This is a genomic window from Variovorax sp. HW608 (assembly GCF_900090195.1).
Lineage (GTDB): Bacteria > Pseudomonadota > Gammaproteobacteria > Burkholderiales > Burkholderiaceae_C > Variovorax.
Genome location: NZ_LT607803.1, coordinates 1,830,817 through 1,846,307, shown reverse-complemented (window position 1 = coordinate 1,846,307; position 15,491 = coordinate 1,830,817). Strand labels below are relative to the sequence as shown.

The window sequence follows — 15,491 nt, the reverse complement described above, 5'->3', positions numbered from 1 at the left end:
CCGTTGAATGCCTCAACGATAGGTTTCCCCCTTCATTTCCGCCATGACATGGTTGAAATGGTCTACATTCCGTTTTGAGATGGACCACGACGACGACACCGAAGGCAGCACTGACTTGCTCAGCATCAAGCTGCTGCGCCTCTTCGACCTGCTCTACAGCACGAACAGCGTCACGCGTACGGCCGAGCAGATGGGTCAGGGCCAGCCAACGGTGAGCAATTGGCTCCGGCGGCTTCGTGAGCAGTTGGGGGACGAGTTGTTCGTTCGTACCGCCGACGGCATGCGGCCCACGCCACGCGCGGATGAACTGATCGTGCCGGCGCGCGAAGCGCTGGCCTCCTTGCAGCGGCTCGCCGCACCTGCGCTCGAGTTCGATCCGTCGAGCGCTACACGGCGATTTCGCATCTGCATGACAGATGCCAGTCATGTGACGCTCTTGCCGCAGTTGCTCGCACACGTGCGAGCCCTGGCCCCGCATGTGAGCCTGGAAGCCGCGCGCATCGACGAGCAGACCGCACAAGCACTCCAGTCCGGTCAGGCGGATCTGGCCATCGGACTGGTGCCGTGGCTGGAGTCAGGCTTCTATCAGCAGGTCCTCTATCCGCAGGACTGGGTCTGCCTTGTCAACGCGAGCCATCCGCGCGTCGGCAGGAACTTCGGCTTGCGGGACTACAAGGCCGAGGCGCATGTCGCCATTGCCGGCGGCACGGGGGTTCAACTGCTCGAGGCAGCGCTGCAGCGGCATCGCGTGGAGCGCCGCATCCTGCTGGAGATGCCGGGCTTCCTGGGATTGGCCGCGATCGTGTCGAGCACGGACCTGATCGCCACGGTGCCGCGCCACATCGGCGAGACCTTGGCACGCAGCCGCGAGCTGAAGGTATTCGATTGCCCGGTGCCGATTCCGCCGTTCACCGTCAAGCAGCACTGGCACGCTCGCTACCACCAGGATCCGGCCAATCGCTGGCTTCGAGGCGTGTGCGAGGGATTGTTTGCGAAGAAGTCACCCAGATCGACAACGGGGAAGAGCCGAGGGTCCTGAGCCGACGCCAACGTACCGCGCGCGAGGGGCTGGAGCACGGCCTGCCTTGAAGCTACTCGACGAACAGCAGCGCCGGATCTTCGATCATCGTGCGCATCGCCTGCACGAACCGGGCCGCGTCCATGCCGTCGACGACCCGGTGGTCGAACGAGGAAGACAGGTTCATCATCCGGCGCGACACGACGGCGCCGCCCCGCAACACCGGACGTTCCACGATCCGGTTGACCGCGACGATTGCAACCTCGGGCCGGTTGATCACCGGCGTCGACACGATGCCGCCGAGCGCGCCGAGGCTGCTGATGGTGATCGTCGAGCCGCTCAGTTCCGCGCGCGTCGCCCGGCCTGCCCTCGCGGCTTCGACCAGGCGCGCCATTTCGGCCGCCGTGGCCCACAGGTCGTGCGCCTCGGCGTGCCGGACCACCGGCACGACCAGGCCGTGGGGTGTCTGCGTCGCGACGCCGATGTGTACCGCGCCGTGACGTGTGACGATGCCCGCCTCGTCGTCGAAGCGGGCGTTGATCTGCGGGAACTCGCGCACCGCCAGCACCATCGCCCGCATCAAGAGAGGCAGCAAGGTCAGGTGCCCGCGCTCGGTGCTCCATTTCGCGTTGAGCGCCGATCGCAGGGCCTCGAGCTCGGTGACATCGACCTCCTCGACGTAGCTGAAATGCGGGATGCGCCGCTTTGATTCCTGCATCTGCAATGCGATGCGGCGACGCAGGCCGATGACGGGCACGGCCTGCTCGTCGTTGCGTTCGGCGTTCGCCGCGCCGGGCGCACGGTCCGCCGGGCGGGCGCCATGCGCGGCGACGTGCGCGTCGAGATCGGCGTGCACGATGCGACCGGCGGTTCCGCTGGGCGCAACGTCCTTCAGATCGACGCCCAGTTCCCAGGCACGCCGGCGCACCGCCGGCGAGGCGATCGGACGATCCTCCGCGGCCCGCGTGGACAAGGACGCCGGCCGTGCCGGCGCCGTCTCCGGCGCCTTCGGCGTTGCAACGAGCTCCACTGCGGACGAAGGTGGCAAGGCGGCGCGCTCAGGCGTGGCCGCCGGCGCCTCGTCGCCCGACCGCTCGATGCGGATCAGTTCGGAGCCGACAGCCAGGATCTGTCCGACTTCTCCGCCGAGCGCCAGCACGCGGCCGGCGACCGGCGAAGGGATCTCGACGTTGGCCTTGTCGGTCATCACGTCGGCCAGCCCCTGATCCTCGACGACCGCGTCGCCGGGCTTGACGTGCCAGGCCACGAGCTCGACCTCTGCGATGCCTTCGCCCACGTCGGGCACCTTGATCACATGGATGCTGCTGCCGGACATGTCACGTCTCCATCGCTCGCCTGAACGCTGCAGCCACGCGCGCCGGGCCGGGAAAGTAGGCCCATTCCAGCGCATGCGGATACGGCGTGTCCCAGCCGGTCACGCGTTCGACGGGCGCCTCCATGTGATAGAAGCAGTGCTCTTGCACGAGCGCCACGAGTTCTGCACCGAAGCCGCTGGTGCGCGTGGCTTCATGCACAACGACGCAACGGCCCGTCTTCCTGACCGAGGCAACGATCGCCGGCAGGTCCAGCGGCCAGATGCTGCGCAGGTCGATGATCTCGGCATCGACGCCGCTCTCGGCCGCCGCCGCTTCGGAGACAAACACCATCGTCCCGTAGGTCAGCACCGTCAGATCGGCGCCGGTGCGGAACACCTTGGCCGTGTCGAGCGGCACCGTGTAGTGTCCTTCGGGCACCTCGCCCGATGCGTGCTGTGACCAAGGCACCAGCGGCCGGTCGTGGTGGCCGTCGAACGGGCCGTTGTACAGCCGCTTGGGTTCGAGAAAGATCACCGGATCGTCGTTCTCGATCGAAGCGATCAGCAGGCCCTTGGCATCGTATGGATTGCTCGGCATCACCGTGCGCAGGCCGCAGACATGCGTGAACAACGCCTCCGGACTCTGGCTGTGCGTCTGCCCGCCGTAGATGCCGCCGCCGCAGGGCATGCGGATCGTGATCGGCGCGCTGAAGTCGCCGGCCGACCGATAGCGCAGCCGCGCCGCCTCCGAGACGATCTGGTCCGAGGCCGGGTAGAAGTAGTCCGCGAACTGCACCTCGACCACCGGACGCAGTCCATAGGCGGCCATGCCGATCGCCGAACCGACGATGCCGCCCTCGGAAATCGGCGCATCGAAGACGCGCGAGCGGCCGTATCTCGCCTGCAGCCCTTCGGTACAGCGGAACACGCCGCCGAAGTAGCCGACGTCCTGTCCGTAGATCACGACGTTCGGATCGCGCTCGAGCATCACGTCCATCGCCGAGCGCAGGGCCTGGACCATCGTCATGCGGGCCATGTCAGTGCCCGCCCGGTCGCCCGAAGGCACGCGCCTGCCGCATCTGCTCATGCAGATGCGGCGGCATGTCCTTGTAGACGTCCTCGAACATCGACTCGAGCGGCGGCACATGGCCGTCGATCAGCGTGCCGCCGTAGCCCTCGGCCTGCTTCAGCGCCGCGGTGACCTCGGCCTCGAGCTGCTCTTGCGTGCGCCGATGCTCTTCGTCGGACCAGGCGCCCAGGCCCACCAGATGCTGCTTCAGCCGTGCGATCGGATCGCCCAGCGGGAAATGCTGCCAGTCGTCTGCAGGTCGATAACGCGAGGGGTCGTCCGAGGTCGAGTGCGCGCCGGCCCGGTAAGTGACCCATTCGATCAGCGTCGGCCCGAGATTGCTGCGCGCTCGCTCGGCCGCCCAGCGCGACGCGGCGAGCACCGCGAGAAAATCATTGCCATCGACACGCAGCGACGCGATGCCGCAGCCGACGCCGCGCGCCGCGAAAGTCGTTGCCTCTCCGCCGGCGATGGCCTGGAAGGTCGAGATCGCCCACTGGTTGTTGACGACGTTGAGGATCACGGGCGCGCGGTAGACATGCGCGAAGGTGAGCGCCGTGTGAAAGTCGGATTCGGCGGTGGCACCGTCGCCGATCCAGGCCGACGCGATCTTCGTGTCACCCTTGATCGCCGAGGCCATGGCCCATCCCACGGCCTGGATGAACTGCGTGGCCAGGTTGCCACTGATCGAGAAGAAGCCGGCGCGCTTGTACGAATACATCACCGGCAACTGGCGCCCCCTCATCGGATCGCGCCCGTTGCTCATCAACTGGCAGATGAGCTCCGCCATCGGAATGTCCTCGCGCGCCAGCAGCAGGCCCTGCTGGCGGTAGGTCGGAAAACACATGTCGCCCGGCTGGATGGCGAACGCATGGGCGGTTGCGATCGCCTCCTCGCCGAGACATTGAATGTAGAAAGAGATCTTCTTCTGCCGCTGCGCAATCAGCATCTTCGCGTCGAAGGCTCGCGTCTTCATCATCGCGCGCAGGCCGCGCTGGAGAATCGGCACATCAGGCTGCGGCGCCCACGGGCCGACGGCGCGTCCGTCCTCGTCGAGCACGCGCACCAAGGTGAAAGCCAGGTCCGCAGTATCGACCGGTGTCGCGTCGATCGCCGGCTTGCGCACAGCGCCGGCCGGCGACAGGTGCAGGTAGGAGAAGTCGGTCTCGTGACCCGGCCGCCCGGTCGGCTCGGGCACGTACAAGCGAAGAGATTGCAGCGAATTCATCCTTGTGTCTCCTCGCGCACGTGCCGGGCTGGCTCAAAGTATGCGCTCCAAATCGCCGCTGAGGAACGCTTGATCCACGTCACTGCAATGAAAAGCCCCGGCCGTTGCCGGTCGGGGCAAGAGGTCGGTGGTCGACCTTGGAGAAAGGATCTCGCCAGTGGCTTCATCATGAGCGCGTTGCCAGCGCCATACAACAACCCTGCCCGCCCAGGTCTCGACAACCCGGCTCGAATCGGAACTATTTCACGATCGGGCCAGCGAACTGCCGACGAAGGTCGGCACGGCCCCACGGCCCAAACTCCAAGCCAGCAGGCTTCACCACGTGTGTCGCGTTTTGCGCTTGCGCGGGCGCGACGCGGTCGAGCGCCGCGCTTGCAAGCAAGGCAAGACAAGACCACGCACTGGCGCGCCTGGCAACTCCGCGAAAGGAGCTTGGACGCTCGCCCGCAATGAAGCTGCGAAGGGAGCCCAACATGTCTGCGCCTGCCTCGGTCAACGAATCCACCGACGAGCACGCAGCCAGGGTGGCAACTCTTCGAACGGCGCATGAGAAGCGGTATGTTCCACCAACCCATTGCCTTCAACCAGCCCATGGCGCCAGAGTTCGAGCGCTGGGGCCGACGCGGCAAATGGACGATCCGTCAGCATCAATGCCTGATAGATTTCGCGTGCCTCTCGTCTTCCGAAGACTTCGCAGAGCTTGGCCAGCGAGAGTTTTCGTAGAGTGCCCACTGTCTGATAGCCCTGGTCCAGAGCGCAGGTGAGCGTCGATGGCTTGAGCCCCAGGGACGACGGCGTCGCCGAATCCTTCACGCGCCTGAGCGCCGACGTCCGCGCTTCCGGAGAAAGCGCGAGCACGGCCTTGCTTTCCTCGAGCGCACGTTGTCTGGAATCCGGATTTGGCGAGAACTCGAGACCGACACGCGCGAGGACGTCCTGCAGACGATTGATGGTGCTCCGTCCAATGGCTTGCTCGTTCAAGAGCTCGCCTTCGCTGATCGCCGACAGATCCTCGATGCAGAAGATCTTGAGCTCTTTCAACGCGTGACGAACGATCGGCCGCAGCGGGAGCTCATCGATCAGAGTCTCCGGAGTCAGCCGTGAGAGCCCATCGAGCCGCTGGGCTCTCTTGGGTCGCCAGCTGAACGTGGAGAAAACAAAAGGTGTTTCCCTGGCAACCATTCCTTCGCGCACAGCAAGTGCATGGCTGCGTTTCGCTTCTCCGATCGCAGCACGGAGGGCCGCCAGACAGGCTTGCAGTTCGTCATCAGGCAGCTGCGCCAGATCGTTCACCGTTTGTAGTGTTCGATGCAACATGACCGTCGAGTTTCTGAAAGCGCTGCAGACGCGCGGCTCGGCAATAGTCTTTCCTCGCAAAGGTTGACAAAAGCTGCTTTGAGCGCGAGGAACGTTAGTACCGGCGCCGTGCTGCGTCAAATCAAGAAAAGACTACGAAAGGACTCACAGAGCGCATCCGCCGAGGCCTCGGCGACGCGAACCGGTGCCATACCCGAGTGAGCGCGCCCAGAGCGAAAACCAGCGCCCGGCAGATGCGGTCGTTCGCCCGCTCAAGCGATCCGAAAGGGGTCGCACCAGTCGTCCCGAAAGTTACTCGCGGTCACCCTAATCCCATTCGCGCATAGCCATCCGCGGCACGGACACCACGACCCTCCTGAAGTACGAAGACCGGATTGATCTCCGCCTCGATCAGGCGATCGCCTAGCTGATCCGCCATGCGAGAGAAGGCAACGATGACGTCGACCAAGGCTTGCACGTCGGCCTTGGGGCGTCCACGAAACCCATCGAGCAACGGCCAGGTCTTGAGCTCGCGCGCCATGGCCAGGGCTTCGCTTCTCGTGAGGCCGCCTTCCGCAGGCAGCAGGCGCATCGTCGTGTCCTTGAAGAGTTCAGCGGTCACGCCCCCCATCCCGAGCAGGATGGCCGTGCCGAGCGCATCGCGGTGCATCCCGAGGATCAGCTCGGTCCCGCCGCTCACCATCTCCTGCACCAGAAAGCGCGCGGGACGCACGCCGGCATTTCGTTCGACCTCGCTGGCCATCGCATCGAGGCGCGCCGCAATCTGCTCGGAAGAGACGTTCACGGCCACACCGCCGACATCGCTCTTGTGCGTGATCTCGCTCGAAAGGATCTTCAGCACGACGCGGTCGCCGAACTTGCGAGCGGCGCGCTCCGCCTCGGCCCCGCTCTGAACGATCGACTCGCGTGTGCAAGCGATGCCGAATCGCGAGAACAATTGCTTGGCCTGCGCCTCGTCGAGCGACCCTGCAGGGAGGTCGTGCGTGGCCACCGGAGCGACGCCTTCCGGTTCTGCCGCCGGCGCTTGCCATTGGCTTGCCTGCAGCATGCCCGCCAGCGCCGCCGTGCAGCTTTCGGCGGCGACGAACGCGGGCACGCCATGTTGCGTGAGCAGGCTGGCGGCCTCGGGCGCATGCGGGCTGACATAGGCCAGGACTGGCTTGTCGGACAGAGGCAGGCACTCCTTGATCGCACCGGCCATGAGCTCGGGCCGGCCGACACCCGACGAACCGACGATGACGACCAGTGCGTCATACGTGGGACTTGCCAGGAGTGTCCTGATCGCGCCGCGCAACAGCTCCGGCTGCAGTCCGGCCAAGGTGACGTCGATCGGATTGCGATCCAGCGCCGCATGGTCGCCGCTCTGCAGCGCGCGCAACGCGCCCGCCGTTTGCTCGTCCGGCACAGGCGTCTCGAATCCGGAAACACCCAGGCTGTCGGATACGAGCGTGCCGGCACCGCCGGTAGACGTCAGGACTGCGACACGCCTGCCGCGCAGGACGCGCCCGGTCGCGAACGCGGCCGGGATGTCGAGCAGATCGCCGAAGGTCTGCGCGCGGATCACGCCGGTCTGCCTGAACAAGGCGTCGTACATGCGGTCGGCGCCGGCCATCGCGCCGGTGTGCGATACCGCAGCCTTGGCGCCCGCCTCGGAGCGCCCGATCTTGAAGGCGACGACGGGTTTCCCCGCGCGCGCGGCCCTGAGTGCAGCCGCCCGGAATTTTTCGGGATGGCGGATCGCTTCGATGTACAGCGCGATGACCCGCGTCGCCGGATCGTCGACCAGCGCGTCGACGAAGTCGGCGAGCTCGAGGTCCACTTCGTTGCTGGTCGACACCAGTTTCGACAGCCCGATGCCTCGGGCCGAAGCGCGCGACAGAAGCGCGCCGAGGATGCCGCCGCTCTGCGAGACCACGCCAATGGCGCCGGCACGGAAATGATCGATCTCGAGCGCACCGCTGGCGGAGAGCACGATGTCGTCGGTCAGGTTCACGAGGCCGATCGTGTTCGGGCCGAGGATGCGCATGTTCCCAGCGGCTTCGAGCAATTGCTGCTGGCGCAGCGCGCCTTCGTCGCCGGTTTCGGTGTAGCCGCTCGCCAGCACGATGGCCGCTGCCGCGCCACGGTCGGCGAGTTCGCGAACGGCGATATGGGCCCGCTCGGCTCCCAACAGGACGATGCCCACGTCCGGCACCTCCGGGAGCGCGGCCACGTTGCTGTAGCAGCGCAGCTCGCCGATGCGATCGAGCTTCGGGTTGACGGGATAGATCGCGCCCGCGAAACCATGCTTGAGCAGGTAGGACACGGGACGGCCGGCGGTCTTGGCCGGGTCGCCCGAGGCGCCGATCACGGCGACGCTTCGGGGCTGGAGCAATCGGGAGAGGGCTTGCATGTCCGTTACTCCTTGGCGGCCTTGGCACTGCTGGCGGCAAGGAAGGCCTGGACCGACTCGCGGTGCTCGGTGCTCGTATAGCAGATGCCTTGCGCCTGGCTGCCCTGCGCGAAGACCTGCTGGGCCGGCAGCTCGAAAGTCTGGTTGAGGATCGTCTTGGAGAGCGCAAGCGCTGTGGCAGAGCCTTTGCTCAGCTCGAGGGCCCAGGCCTGGGCATCGGCCACGAGCCGCTCGGCCGTGGTCTTGCGATCCACGATGCCCAGGGCAAGGGCTTGGTCAACGTCCAGCTTGCGCCCCGTGAAGATCAATTCCTTCGCCTTGGGCAGGCCGACGCGACGCGGGAGGAAGTACATGCCACCGCCGTCGGGGATGATGCCGCGATGGATGTAGGACCAGCTGAAGCTGGCCCACTCGCTCGCGATGACGAAGTCACATGCAAGCGCCGTGTCCGCACCAAGGCCCGAGGCCGCGCCGTTGACCGCAGCAATCACCGGCTTGGGCATCGTATGCAACAGCGCCTGCGCGTGGTGCACGCGTTGCTGCCGATGCCAGCCGTTGAATGCGACCTCCCCGGCCGGCGCATTCATGCGACGCTCCATGCCGGCAATGTCGCCGCCGGCACAGAAGCCCTTGCCGGCTCCCGTGAGCACCAGGGCGCGGATGGCCTTGTCGGCAGCAACCCGCTCGAGCGCGTCGATGAACTCGGTGCGCAGTTCGTCACTCATCGCGTTGCGCTTGTCGGGTCGATTGAAAGTGATCGTGGCGATGCCAAGCTCGACCTGCAGCTGGATCAATGCGTAGTTCATGGGAACAGTCCTTCCTCGGCCTCAATCGGCCTTGACGTTGTTTTCCTTGACGATCCGCGACCAGCGAGCGGTCTCGGTGCCGACGAATTCCCCCAGTTCGGCCGGTGCGCCAGCGCTGACCGAGAGGCCTTCCGGCTCGAGCATCCTGCGGAACTCGGCGTTCTCGGTCGCCTTCTTCGCGGCCGCATTGAGCTTGCCGATCACTTCCGCCGGGGTTCCCGCGGGGACGAACAGGCCGTACCAGCTCTCGACCGCGTAGCCGGGAACGGTTTCCGCGATCGCCGGCACGTCCTTCAGGGCCGGCGCACGACGCGGCGTCGTGACGCCGATGGCGCGCAGCTTGCCGCCGGCGACTTGCGGCGAGGCTGCTGCAGCAGTGGCGAACATCATGTCCACCTGGCCGCCCAGCAGATCGGTCAGGGCCGGTCCGGCGCCCTTGTAGGGGATGTGCGTCATCTGCACCCGGGCCAGGTTGGTGAACATCTCGCCTGCGAGATGCGCCGAAGTGCCGTTGCCCTGCGAGGCATAGGTGAGTTTTCCGGGGTTGGCGCGCGCGGCCGCCACCACGTCGGCCACCGACTTGTAGGGACTGTCGACGCGCACGACGAGCACGTTCGGCCCGCGCGCCAGGAGAGCGACCGGTGCGAACGCCTTCTGCGTGTCGTATGGCAGCTTCGCCATCAGGCTGGGGTTGACCGCATGGGCGAAGGTCGATACCAGCACCGTGTAGCCATCCGGAGCGCTCTTGGCAACCGCGTCGCTGCCGATGATCGTGCCTGCGCCTGGCTTGTTGTCGATGATGACCGGCTGGCCGAGCACCTGGGACATGCCGACACCCAACGCGCGTGCAATCGCGTCCGTACCGCCGCCCGGGGAAAACGGCACCACCAGCTTGACGGGTTTGTCCGGAAATGCGGCCAGGGCCGCGGGCGTTGCGAGGACTGCCGCGGCCACGCTCATGGCCAGGCGGCACAAGCAGGAACGAAGGGATGGTTTCATGGATTTGTCTCCTGGTACGTGGGCTCCGGGGTTGGCGCCTTCCGTGGGTTCGCCATGGGAAGTAGCTTAGGAAGACCGTCATCGTTTAGCATCCCCCTGATTCCAAGGAGTGGAATCGATCGGAATCGCCCGCCTGCCTCTTCCGGGCCGAACAGCTGCATCCATGAGTCCCTCGACACGATCACGGTCCCTTGGCGCCGAAAAGCCCGGTATCTCCCCCGCCAACCGGTCGCTGGAGCGGGGTATCGAGATCCTGCGATCGTTCCGCCCGGGATCTGAACTGCTGGGCAACGCAGAGATTGCCGAGAGGACGGGGCTATCGCGATCGACCGTGAGCCGCCTCACGCAGACCTTGGTGGGGTCCGGCTATCTCGAGGTCGAACTGCGCACCCGGGCCTATCGCCTGGCGCCTCCGGTCCTCAGCCTGGCGCATGCGATGCGCACGGGCTCCACCGCACTGGCCCTGGCGGCCCCCCACATGCTCGACGCTGCACGAGCGGAACAGATCAACGTAGGCCTGGCCGCTCCTGATCGCGACGAGATGGTCTATCTGGAATCGATCCGGTACAACCGCAGGCCCTCGCTGCGCCGGGTCGTGTCAGGTCAGCGCGTTCCGATGGAGCTGACTTCGCTCGGGCGTGCGTATCTCGCGATAGCACCGCCAAGCCAACGCAAGGCACTCCTCGCCCACTTTCGCCGGATGCGGCGTGCGCAATGGCCACAGCTCGAACCAGCGCTCATGGGCGCGATTCGCGACGTCGAGGAAATGGGCTTCTGTGCGGCCGCCTGGCAGCACGAAGTCGTCGCCGTGGCGACCCCGCTGCTGTTCAAGGGTGCGCCGTACGCCTTGAACGTGAGCGTGTCGACGGCGCAGGAATTTCAGCAGACCGTCGGCAAGCTCGCTCCGAAGCTGCTCGGCTTGCGGGAGCGCATCCAGCAAGCGTTCGACGCCGCCACGGACGCATGGTGATCCGCGGCAAGCGCAGGCCCGCCAGGGTCGGTCCGCGCTAGTAGAAGCCGACCCGGCGGCGGTAGCGCTCCGCGCGTTCCCTGTCGTACTGTTCCGCGTCGAACTGCTCACCCTGGATGGCGCGGTGGACCTGACCACCGGTGGGCATGGTGGCCGGGTCTACAAAGCGCTGCGGGTCCCACAGGTGCGAGCGCAGAAACGCTTTCGAACACTGCGTGTAGGCCTCTTCGATGTCGACCAGAACGCCGAGCAAGGGCGCCTTGCCGCAGGCCGCGCATGGCGCGAGCAGATCGGCGTCGACAGTGATCGCGGCGCGGCCATTCACACGAAACGTGTCGGTGACGCCAGGCACGATGAAGAGCAGGCCGATGCGTGGGTTCGCCAGAATGTTGCGCAGCGAATCCGCAAGGCGGTTGCCGGGGCGCTCCGGAATGAGCAAGGTGCGATCGTCAAGGATGCGCACGAAGCCCGCGGGATCGCCGCGCGGACTGAGGTCGCAGTTGCCTGCAGCATCACTGGTGGCAACGCAGACGAGGGGTGAACGCTCGACGAACAAGCGAGTCATCGCGTTGAGGCGATCGCTGATCTTGGCGCAGGTCAGCTCGGCGGGCTCGCCAATGAGCGCGCGCAGCTGCGCCTCGGTCTCGACGATCCGGGAAGTGATACTAAGTTGCGTTCAAAGATATAGAAGTTATCCAATCGAAACCGGTCATCGATCGGGTTCTCTCGTGATCTGATTCGAGCGCCACCAGCCCTGTCGTGAGGGCGCGTTCGACGGCGTCGAGGTTGGCGAAGACATGGTTGGCAAAGCAGTCCTCGCGAATCGCCTCCCACAGATGCTCGGCCGGGTTGAGTTCGGGGCTGTACGGAGGCAGGTAGATCAGTCGCATGTGATCCGGGACCGCGAGTTGACCTGCCAGATGCCAGCCCGCCTGGTCCATGACCATCACGATGAATTCCTCGACATGGCGCTGGGCGACCTCGGCCAGGAATAGCGACATGGTCTCGGCGTTCACCCAGGGCAGCACGAGGCTGTCCATCACGCCGTCGTGTGGGCTGACGGCACTGAAGGCATAGATGTACTTGCGCTCCAGGCGAGCGCCGACGACAGGTCGAATGCGGTGTGGCGCCCAGCAGCGACGCGGCGTGCCCAGCAATCCGAATCGCCCCTCGTCCTGGAACATCAGCCGCACCGCGCGACCTTGTTCAGCCTGGCGCACGACCTCTTGGCGTACCTGGCGGCGGAGTTTTTTTAAAGGCGGCCTGTGCCGCGACGTCCGCCTTGGGATGCCGGGGCCGGGGCACGACCTTGCGCCAGCCGTGACGGTCGAGCAGCCGATAGATCGTCGAGGGCGCCACCGCCTTGCCGAGTTGCTTCTGGTAGGCCTGCTGGATCTCAGCTACCGTCAACATCCCGCCTGCCTGTGCGCGTTCGACGAAGGGTGCCAGCAACTCCTGCTCCTGTTCGGCGCTCAAATGCTGGTGGTGTCTGCCACCGCGGCCTCGAAGATCGAAGATGGCATCACCTTCCTTGGCCCATCGAGAGTGCATCACATGCACGGTGGTGGTTGACCAACCCAGCAACTGTGCAATCTGCGCGGCCGAGCTGCCCAGCGTGGCCCTGATCAGCACGCACTGGATGCGCTGGTACTGCGCATGGCTGTCGGCTTGCTTGAGCCGTTCTGCCAAGCGCATCACGGTCGCCTTATCCCCAACGATCAGACTCTTCATCCACGACTCCTTGAAGTACGTGGACAGACATGATATCTAATCTATTGAACGCAAATTGGTATGAGAGGGTGTGCTGGAGCGCGGTCATCTGTTCCTCTTGCGACGTGATCAGGATCGCCATTGTGCAGGCGGGGGGCAGCTGCTCGACTTGCCGCTGGAGCGCCATGCGGCGACCAGCGAGCCCCCCAACGACTGCCCTCTGCGCCGCCTGCTACTGGCAGACGAAGTTCTCGGCCTTCTCGATGTCGCCACTGCCCTTGTAGCGCGCCACCTTCGGATAGGCGCACAGCGGACGGGTCCGGTCGGGCGCCCAGGTCGCGGGCACGTCGGCGTTCACGCCGCCGGCATTGCCGGTGCCGCGCGCGGAGGCCACGACCGAATCGACGGCCTCGCCCTTCTCCACCCAGTTCACGAGCGGCGTGAGCATGTCGAACTGGTCCGTCGTCGGGCCGCCGCTGCAGTGGTTCATGCCCGGCACGCGATAGAAGCGCGCGAAGTTCGAGGCATCGCCGCCGTTGGCTGCCATGAGCTGGTCGTACCAGTGCTGCGTGTCGTCGCTCGAGAAGATCGGATCGCTCGTGCCGTGATAGACCATCGCCTTCGCGCCGCGCTTCTTCAGCCTGCTGAGGTCCGTCGGGTTCGGCGGCGTCATGAAGGACAGCGAGTTCTCGGTGTAGAGCGAATCGGTGGACGTGATCTTCGCCAGGATCGTGTCGATGTTCGCCGTCAGCGTGAAGGTGGCGCCAACGAAGCCTGTCTGGCTCTCCGGCGGCACCTGCCAGATGAAGGCGACCGCGCCCGAGTCGAGGTTGAGCGAGTTGGAGAACTTCCAGGTCGCCCAGCCGTTGGTGCCGAGCCCGGCATCGAACGGGAAGCTCGAATAGAACTTCTGCCCGTTGCCGTCGAGCGCGCCGGCGAAGAGCTGGCCGATGCGCTGCTTCTGGTCCGCAGTGAGGCAGGTGCCATCGCGCGAGCCGCTGCAGGTCGGCACGTCGCGGTCGAGGTTGAACGCTGCCTGGCAAGCGCCCGTGTCCTGAACCAGACCGTCGGTCGCGCCGTCGAGCGCATCGCACTTGGCGAGCACGGCCTGCGACACCAGCGTCCGCTCGGCCTGCGTGAAACCGGTGCCCGGGCTGCCCGCGGTGGTGGCGAGCGCGTTGTAGTTCTGTGCGCCGACGATGTTGGCCGCGGCCGCGAGCGGCAGACGGAAGCCCGGGTCGCCGACGAGGAAGCCGTCGTAATCGTCCGGGTAGCGCGACATCGCGACCATGGTGTGGCGGCCGCCGTTGGAACAGCCGCCAAAGTACGAGCGGTCCGGACCCTTGCCGTAGGCCGACGCGATCAGCGCCTTCGCCATCGGCGTGAGCTTGGCGACCGCCTGGTAGCCGTAGTCGAGGCGCGCCTGCGGATCGATGCCGAAGAACGGCGTCGGCGCCTGGTGCCCGGCGTCGGAGCTGATCACGGCGAAGCCCATGTCCAGCGCGTTGTCCAGCACGCCGCCGCCGCCGATGCCACCGGTCGCGGTGGCGACGTTGCCGTCGATGCCGCCGTTGGCCTGGTAGAAGAAGCGGCCATTCCAGTTCGCGGGCAGACGCATCTCGAAGCCGACGGCATAGCTCTGTCCATCCACCGTGCTGGTGCGCGAGTACATCGAGCCCTTCACCTGGCAATGCGCGCCGACCGGCTTGCCCGCCACGGTCAGCGTGCCGGCCGTGATCGAGTTGGCCACGCTGACCGTGGTGTTCGCGAAGCTGAAGCCGGCGAGCGAGGCGCAGTCCTTGAGCGTCGCGCCGACCGCGACGCCGAGCACCGGCAAGGTCTCGGCCGGTGTCGTGGTCGTGGTGCCGCCCGAGTCCGGCGTGGTTGTGGTCGTGTTGCCGCTGCTCGAGGCGGCAGTCGATTGGGTTGGAATGAAACCGCTGTCACCGCCGCCACCGCAGGCGGCAAGCAAGGTGGCGACGAGGGCCAGGGATGCTGCTGCTGTTGTCCTCAAGTATGTCTCCTCCGACGCATGCATGGGCGTCAACTAGTTAATCTAATTAACTATCACGTGTAACCAATACATGGTTTTCACTAGCCCCAAGCCTCATAAGACGATGAGCCCCAACAACTAACGTTCATCGATTGAACAAAGAGGCGCAACGCCACAATACGGCCGATGTCCAGGAACAAAAGCGCTCCCGCCGATGCCACGCCCGCGGGCCGGTTGGTCGAAGCCTCGCTGCACCGGGTGTTCGGCTACCAGCTCGCGCAGGCGACCATCGTCACGGATGCGGTCTTCGCCGAGCAGGTGGGCGGTCCCCACGAGTTGCGGCCGGTGGAATACACCGTGCTCGCGCTGATCCACGAGAACCCCGATGTATCGGCGACCCGGCTCGCGAAGGCGCTCGCGGTGACCGCGCCCAACATCGCGGCGTGGATCGACCGCCTCGAGAAGCGCGGGCTGATCCGCCGCATTCCGCACGCGACCGATCGGCGCGCGCAGCACCTGCGCACCACGCCGGCGGGCGCGACGCTGGTGGTAAAGGCCACGCAGTCGGTGCTCAAGGGCGAGGAAGAAACGCTGGCATCACTCACCCAGGGCGAGCGGATGATCCTGATCGAGCTGCTGCACAAGGTCGCGAACTGCCGCGCTGCCTGAGGCGG

At 66.0% G+C, this 15,491-nt stretch carries 14 protein-coding genes; 3 read left to right on the top strand and 11 right to left on the bottom strand.

Features of this window, described 5'->3' with window-relative positions:
• Positions 1–79: 79 nt before the first annotated feature.
• Entirely contained in the window at positions 80–1,039 is a 960-nt protein-coding gene (locus VAR608DRAFT_RS08525) for a LysR family transcriptional regulator (RefSeq protein WP_088953672.1), read from the top strand.
• A 52-nt stretch (positions 1,040–1,091) separates the two neighbouring features.
• Here the strand turns inward: VAR608DRAFT_RS08525 and VAR608DRAFT_RS08520 are convergent, their stop codons facing one another.
• From VAR608DRAFT_RS08520 to VAR608DRAFT_RS08490, 7 genes are all read right to left on the bottom strand, one after another.
• A complete protein-coding gene (locus VAR608DRAFT_RS08520) occupies positions 1,092–2,354 on the bottom strand; it encodes a dihydrolipoamide acetyltransferase family protein (protein ID WP_088953671.1) in 1,263 nt (420 codons plus the stop codon).
• A 1-nt stretch (position 2,355) separates the two neighbouring features.
• Positions 2,356–3,369 carry an alpha-ketoacid dehydrogenase subunit beta gene (locus VAR608DRAFT_RS08515; protein WP_088953670.1) on the bottom strand — a complete coding sequence of 338 codons (1,014 nt, stop codon included), beginning with the start codon at positions 3,367–3,369 and terminating at the stop codon, positions 2,356–2,358.
• Position 3,370: 1 nt separating this feature from the next.
• Complete coding sequence (locus VAR608DRAFT_RS08510; RefSeq protein WP_088953669.1) at positions 3,371–4,630, bottom strand: 3-methyl-2-oxobutanoate dehydrogenase (2-methylpropanoyl-transferring) subunit alpha; 1,260 nt, start codon at positions 4,628–4,630, stop codon at positions 3,371–3,373.
• A gap of 492 nt (positions 4,631–5,122) precedes the next feature.
• On the bottom strand, positions 5,123–5,947 hold the full coding sequence (locus VAR608DRAFT_RS08505; protein ID WP_157730740.1) for a hypothetical protein: 825 nt from the start codon (positions 5,945–5,947) through the stop codon (positions 5,123–5,125).
• Between the two features lie 301 nt (positions 5,948–6,248).
• Entirely contained in the window at positions 6,249–8,339 is a 2,091-nt protein-coding gene (locus VAR608DRAFT_RS08500; RefSeq protein WP_088953667.1) for an acetate--CoA ligase family protein, read from the bottom strand.
• 5 nt (positions 8,340–8,344) lie between these two features.
• A complete protein-coding gene (locus VAR608DRAFT_RS08495) occupies positions 8,345–9,145 on the bottom strand; it encodes an enoyl-CoA hydratase/isomerase family protein (protein WP_088953666.1) in 801 nt (266 codons plus the stop codon).
• Positions 9,146–9,166: 21 nt separating this feature from the next.
• Complete coding sequence (locus tag VAR608DRAFT_RS08490; RefSeq protein ID WP_088953665.1) at positions 9,167–10,144, bottom strand: tripartite tricarboxylate transporter substrate binding protein; 978 nt, start codon at positions 10,142–10,144, stop codon at positions 9,167–9,169.
• Positions 10,145–10,307: 163 nt separating this feature from the next.
• Between VAR608DRAFT_RS08490 and VAR608DRAFT_RS08485 the strand changes: the two genes are divergently transcribed.
• Positions 10,308–11,114 (top strand): IclR family transcriptional regulator, encoded by an 807-nt coding sequence (locus VAR608DRAFT_RS08485; RefSeq protein WP_088953664.1) that lies wholly within the window; start codon positions 10,308–10,310, stop codon positions 11,112–11,114.
• A 37-nt stretch (positions 11,115–11,151) separates the two neighbouring features.
• On the opposite strand, the gene VAR608DRAFT_RS08480 is transcribed toward VAR608DRAFT_RS08485, so the two are convergent.
• From VAR608DRAFT_RS08480 to VAR608DRAFT_RS08465, 4 genes are all read right to left on the bottom strand, one after another.
• Positions 11,152–11,745, bottom strand: a complete 594-nt coding sequence (locus VAR608DRAFT_RS08480; protein WP_269458579.1) for an MSMEG_1061 family FMN-dependent PPOX-type flavoprotein — start codon at positions 11,743–11,745, stop codon at positions 11,152–11,154.
• Positions 11,746–11,779: 34 nt separating this feature from the next.
• A complete protein-coding gene (locus VAR608DRAFT_RS37875; protein WP_231973569.1) occupies positions 11,780–12,403 on the bottom strand; it encodes an IS630 family transposase in 624 nt (207 codons plus the stop codon).
• Positions 12,321–12,845, bottom strand: a complete 525-nt coding sequence (locus VAR608DRAFT_RS08470) for a winged helix-turn-helix domain-containing protein (RefSeq protein WP_088953016.1) — start codon at positions 12,843–12,845, stop codon at positions 12,321–12,323. The genes VAR608DRAFT_RS37875 and VAR608DRAFT_RS08470 overlap by 83 nt, the downstream gene beginning before the upstream one ends.
• Before the next feature lie 211 nt (positions 12,846–13,056).
• Positions 13,057–14,862 (bottom strand): tannase/feruloyl esterase family alpha/beta hydrolase, encoded by a 1,806-nt coding sequence (locus VAR608DRAFT_RS08465; RefSeq protein WP_088953662.1) that lies wholly within the window; start codon positions 14,860–14,862, stop codon positions 13,057–13,059.
• Between the two features lie 141 nt (positions 14,863–15,003).
• Here VAR608DRAFT_RS08465 and VAR608DRAFT_RS08460 point away from each other — a divergent pair, with 141 nt between their 5' ends.
• Positions 15,004–15,486 carry a MarR family winged helix-turn-helix transcriptional regulator gene (locus tag VAR608DRAFT_RS08460; RefSeq protein ID WP_088953661.1) on the top strand — a complete coding sequence of 161 codons (483 nt, stop codon included), beginning with the start codon at positions 15,004–15,006 and terminating at the stop codon, positions 15,484–15,486.
• Positions 15,487–15,491: the final 5 nt, after the last annotated feature.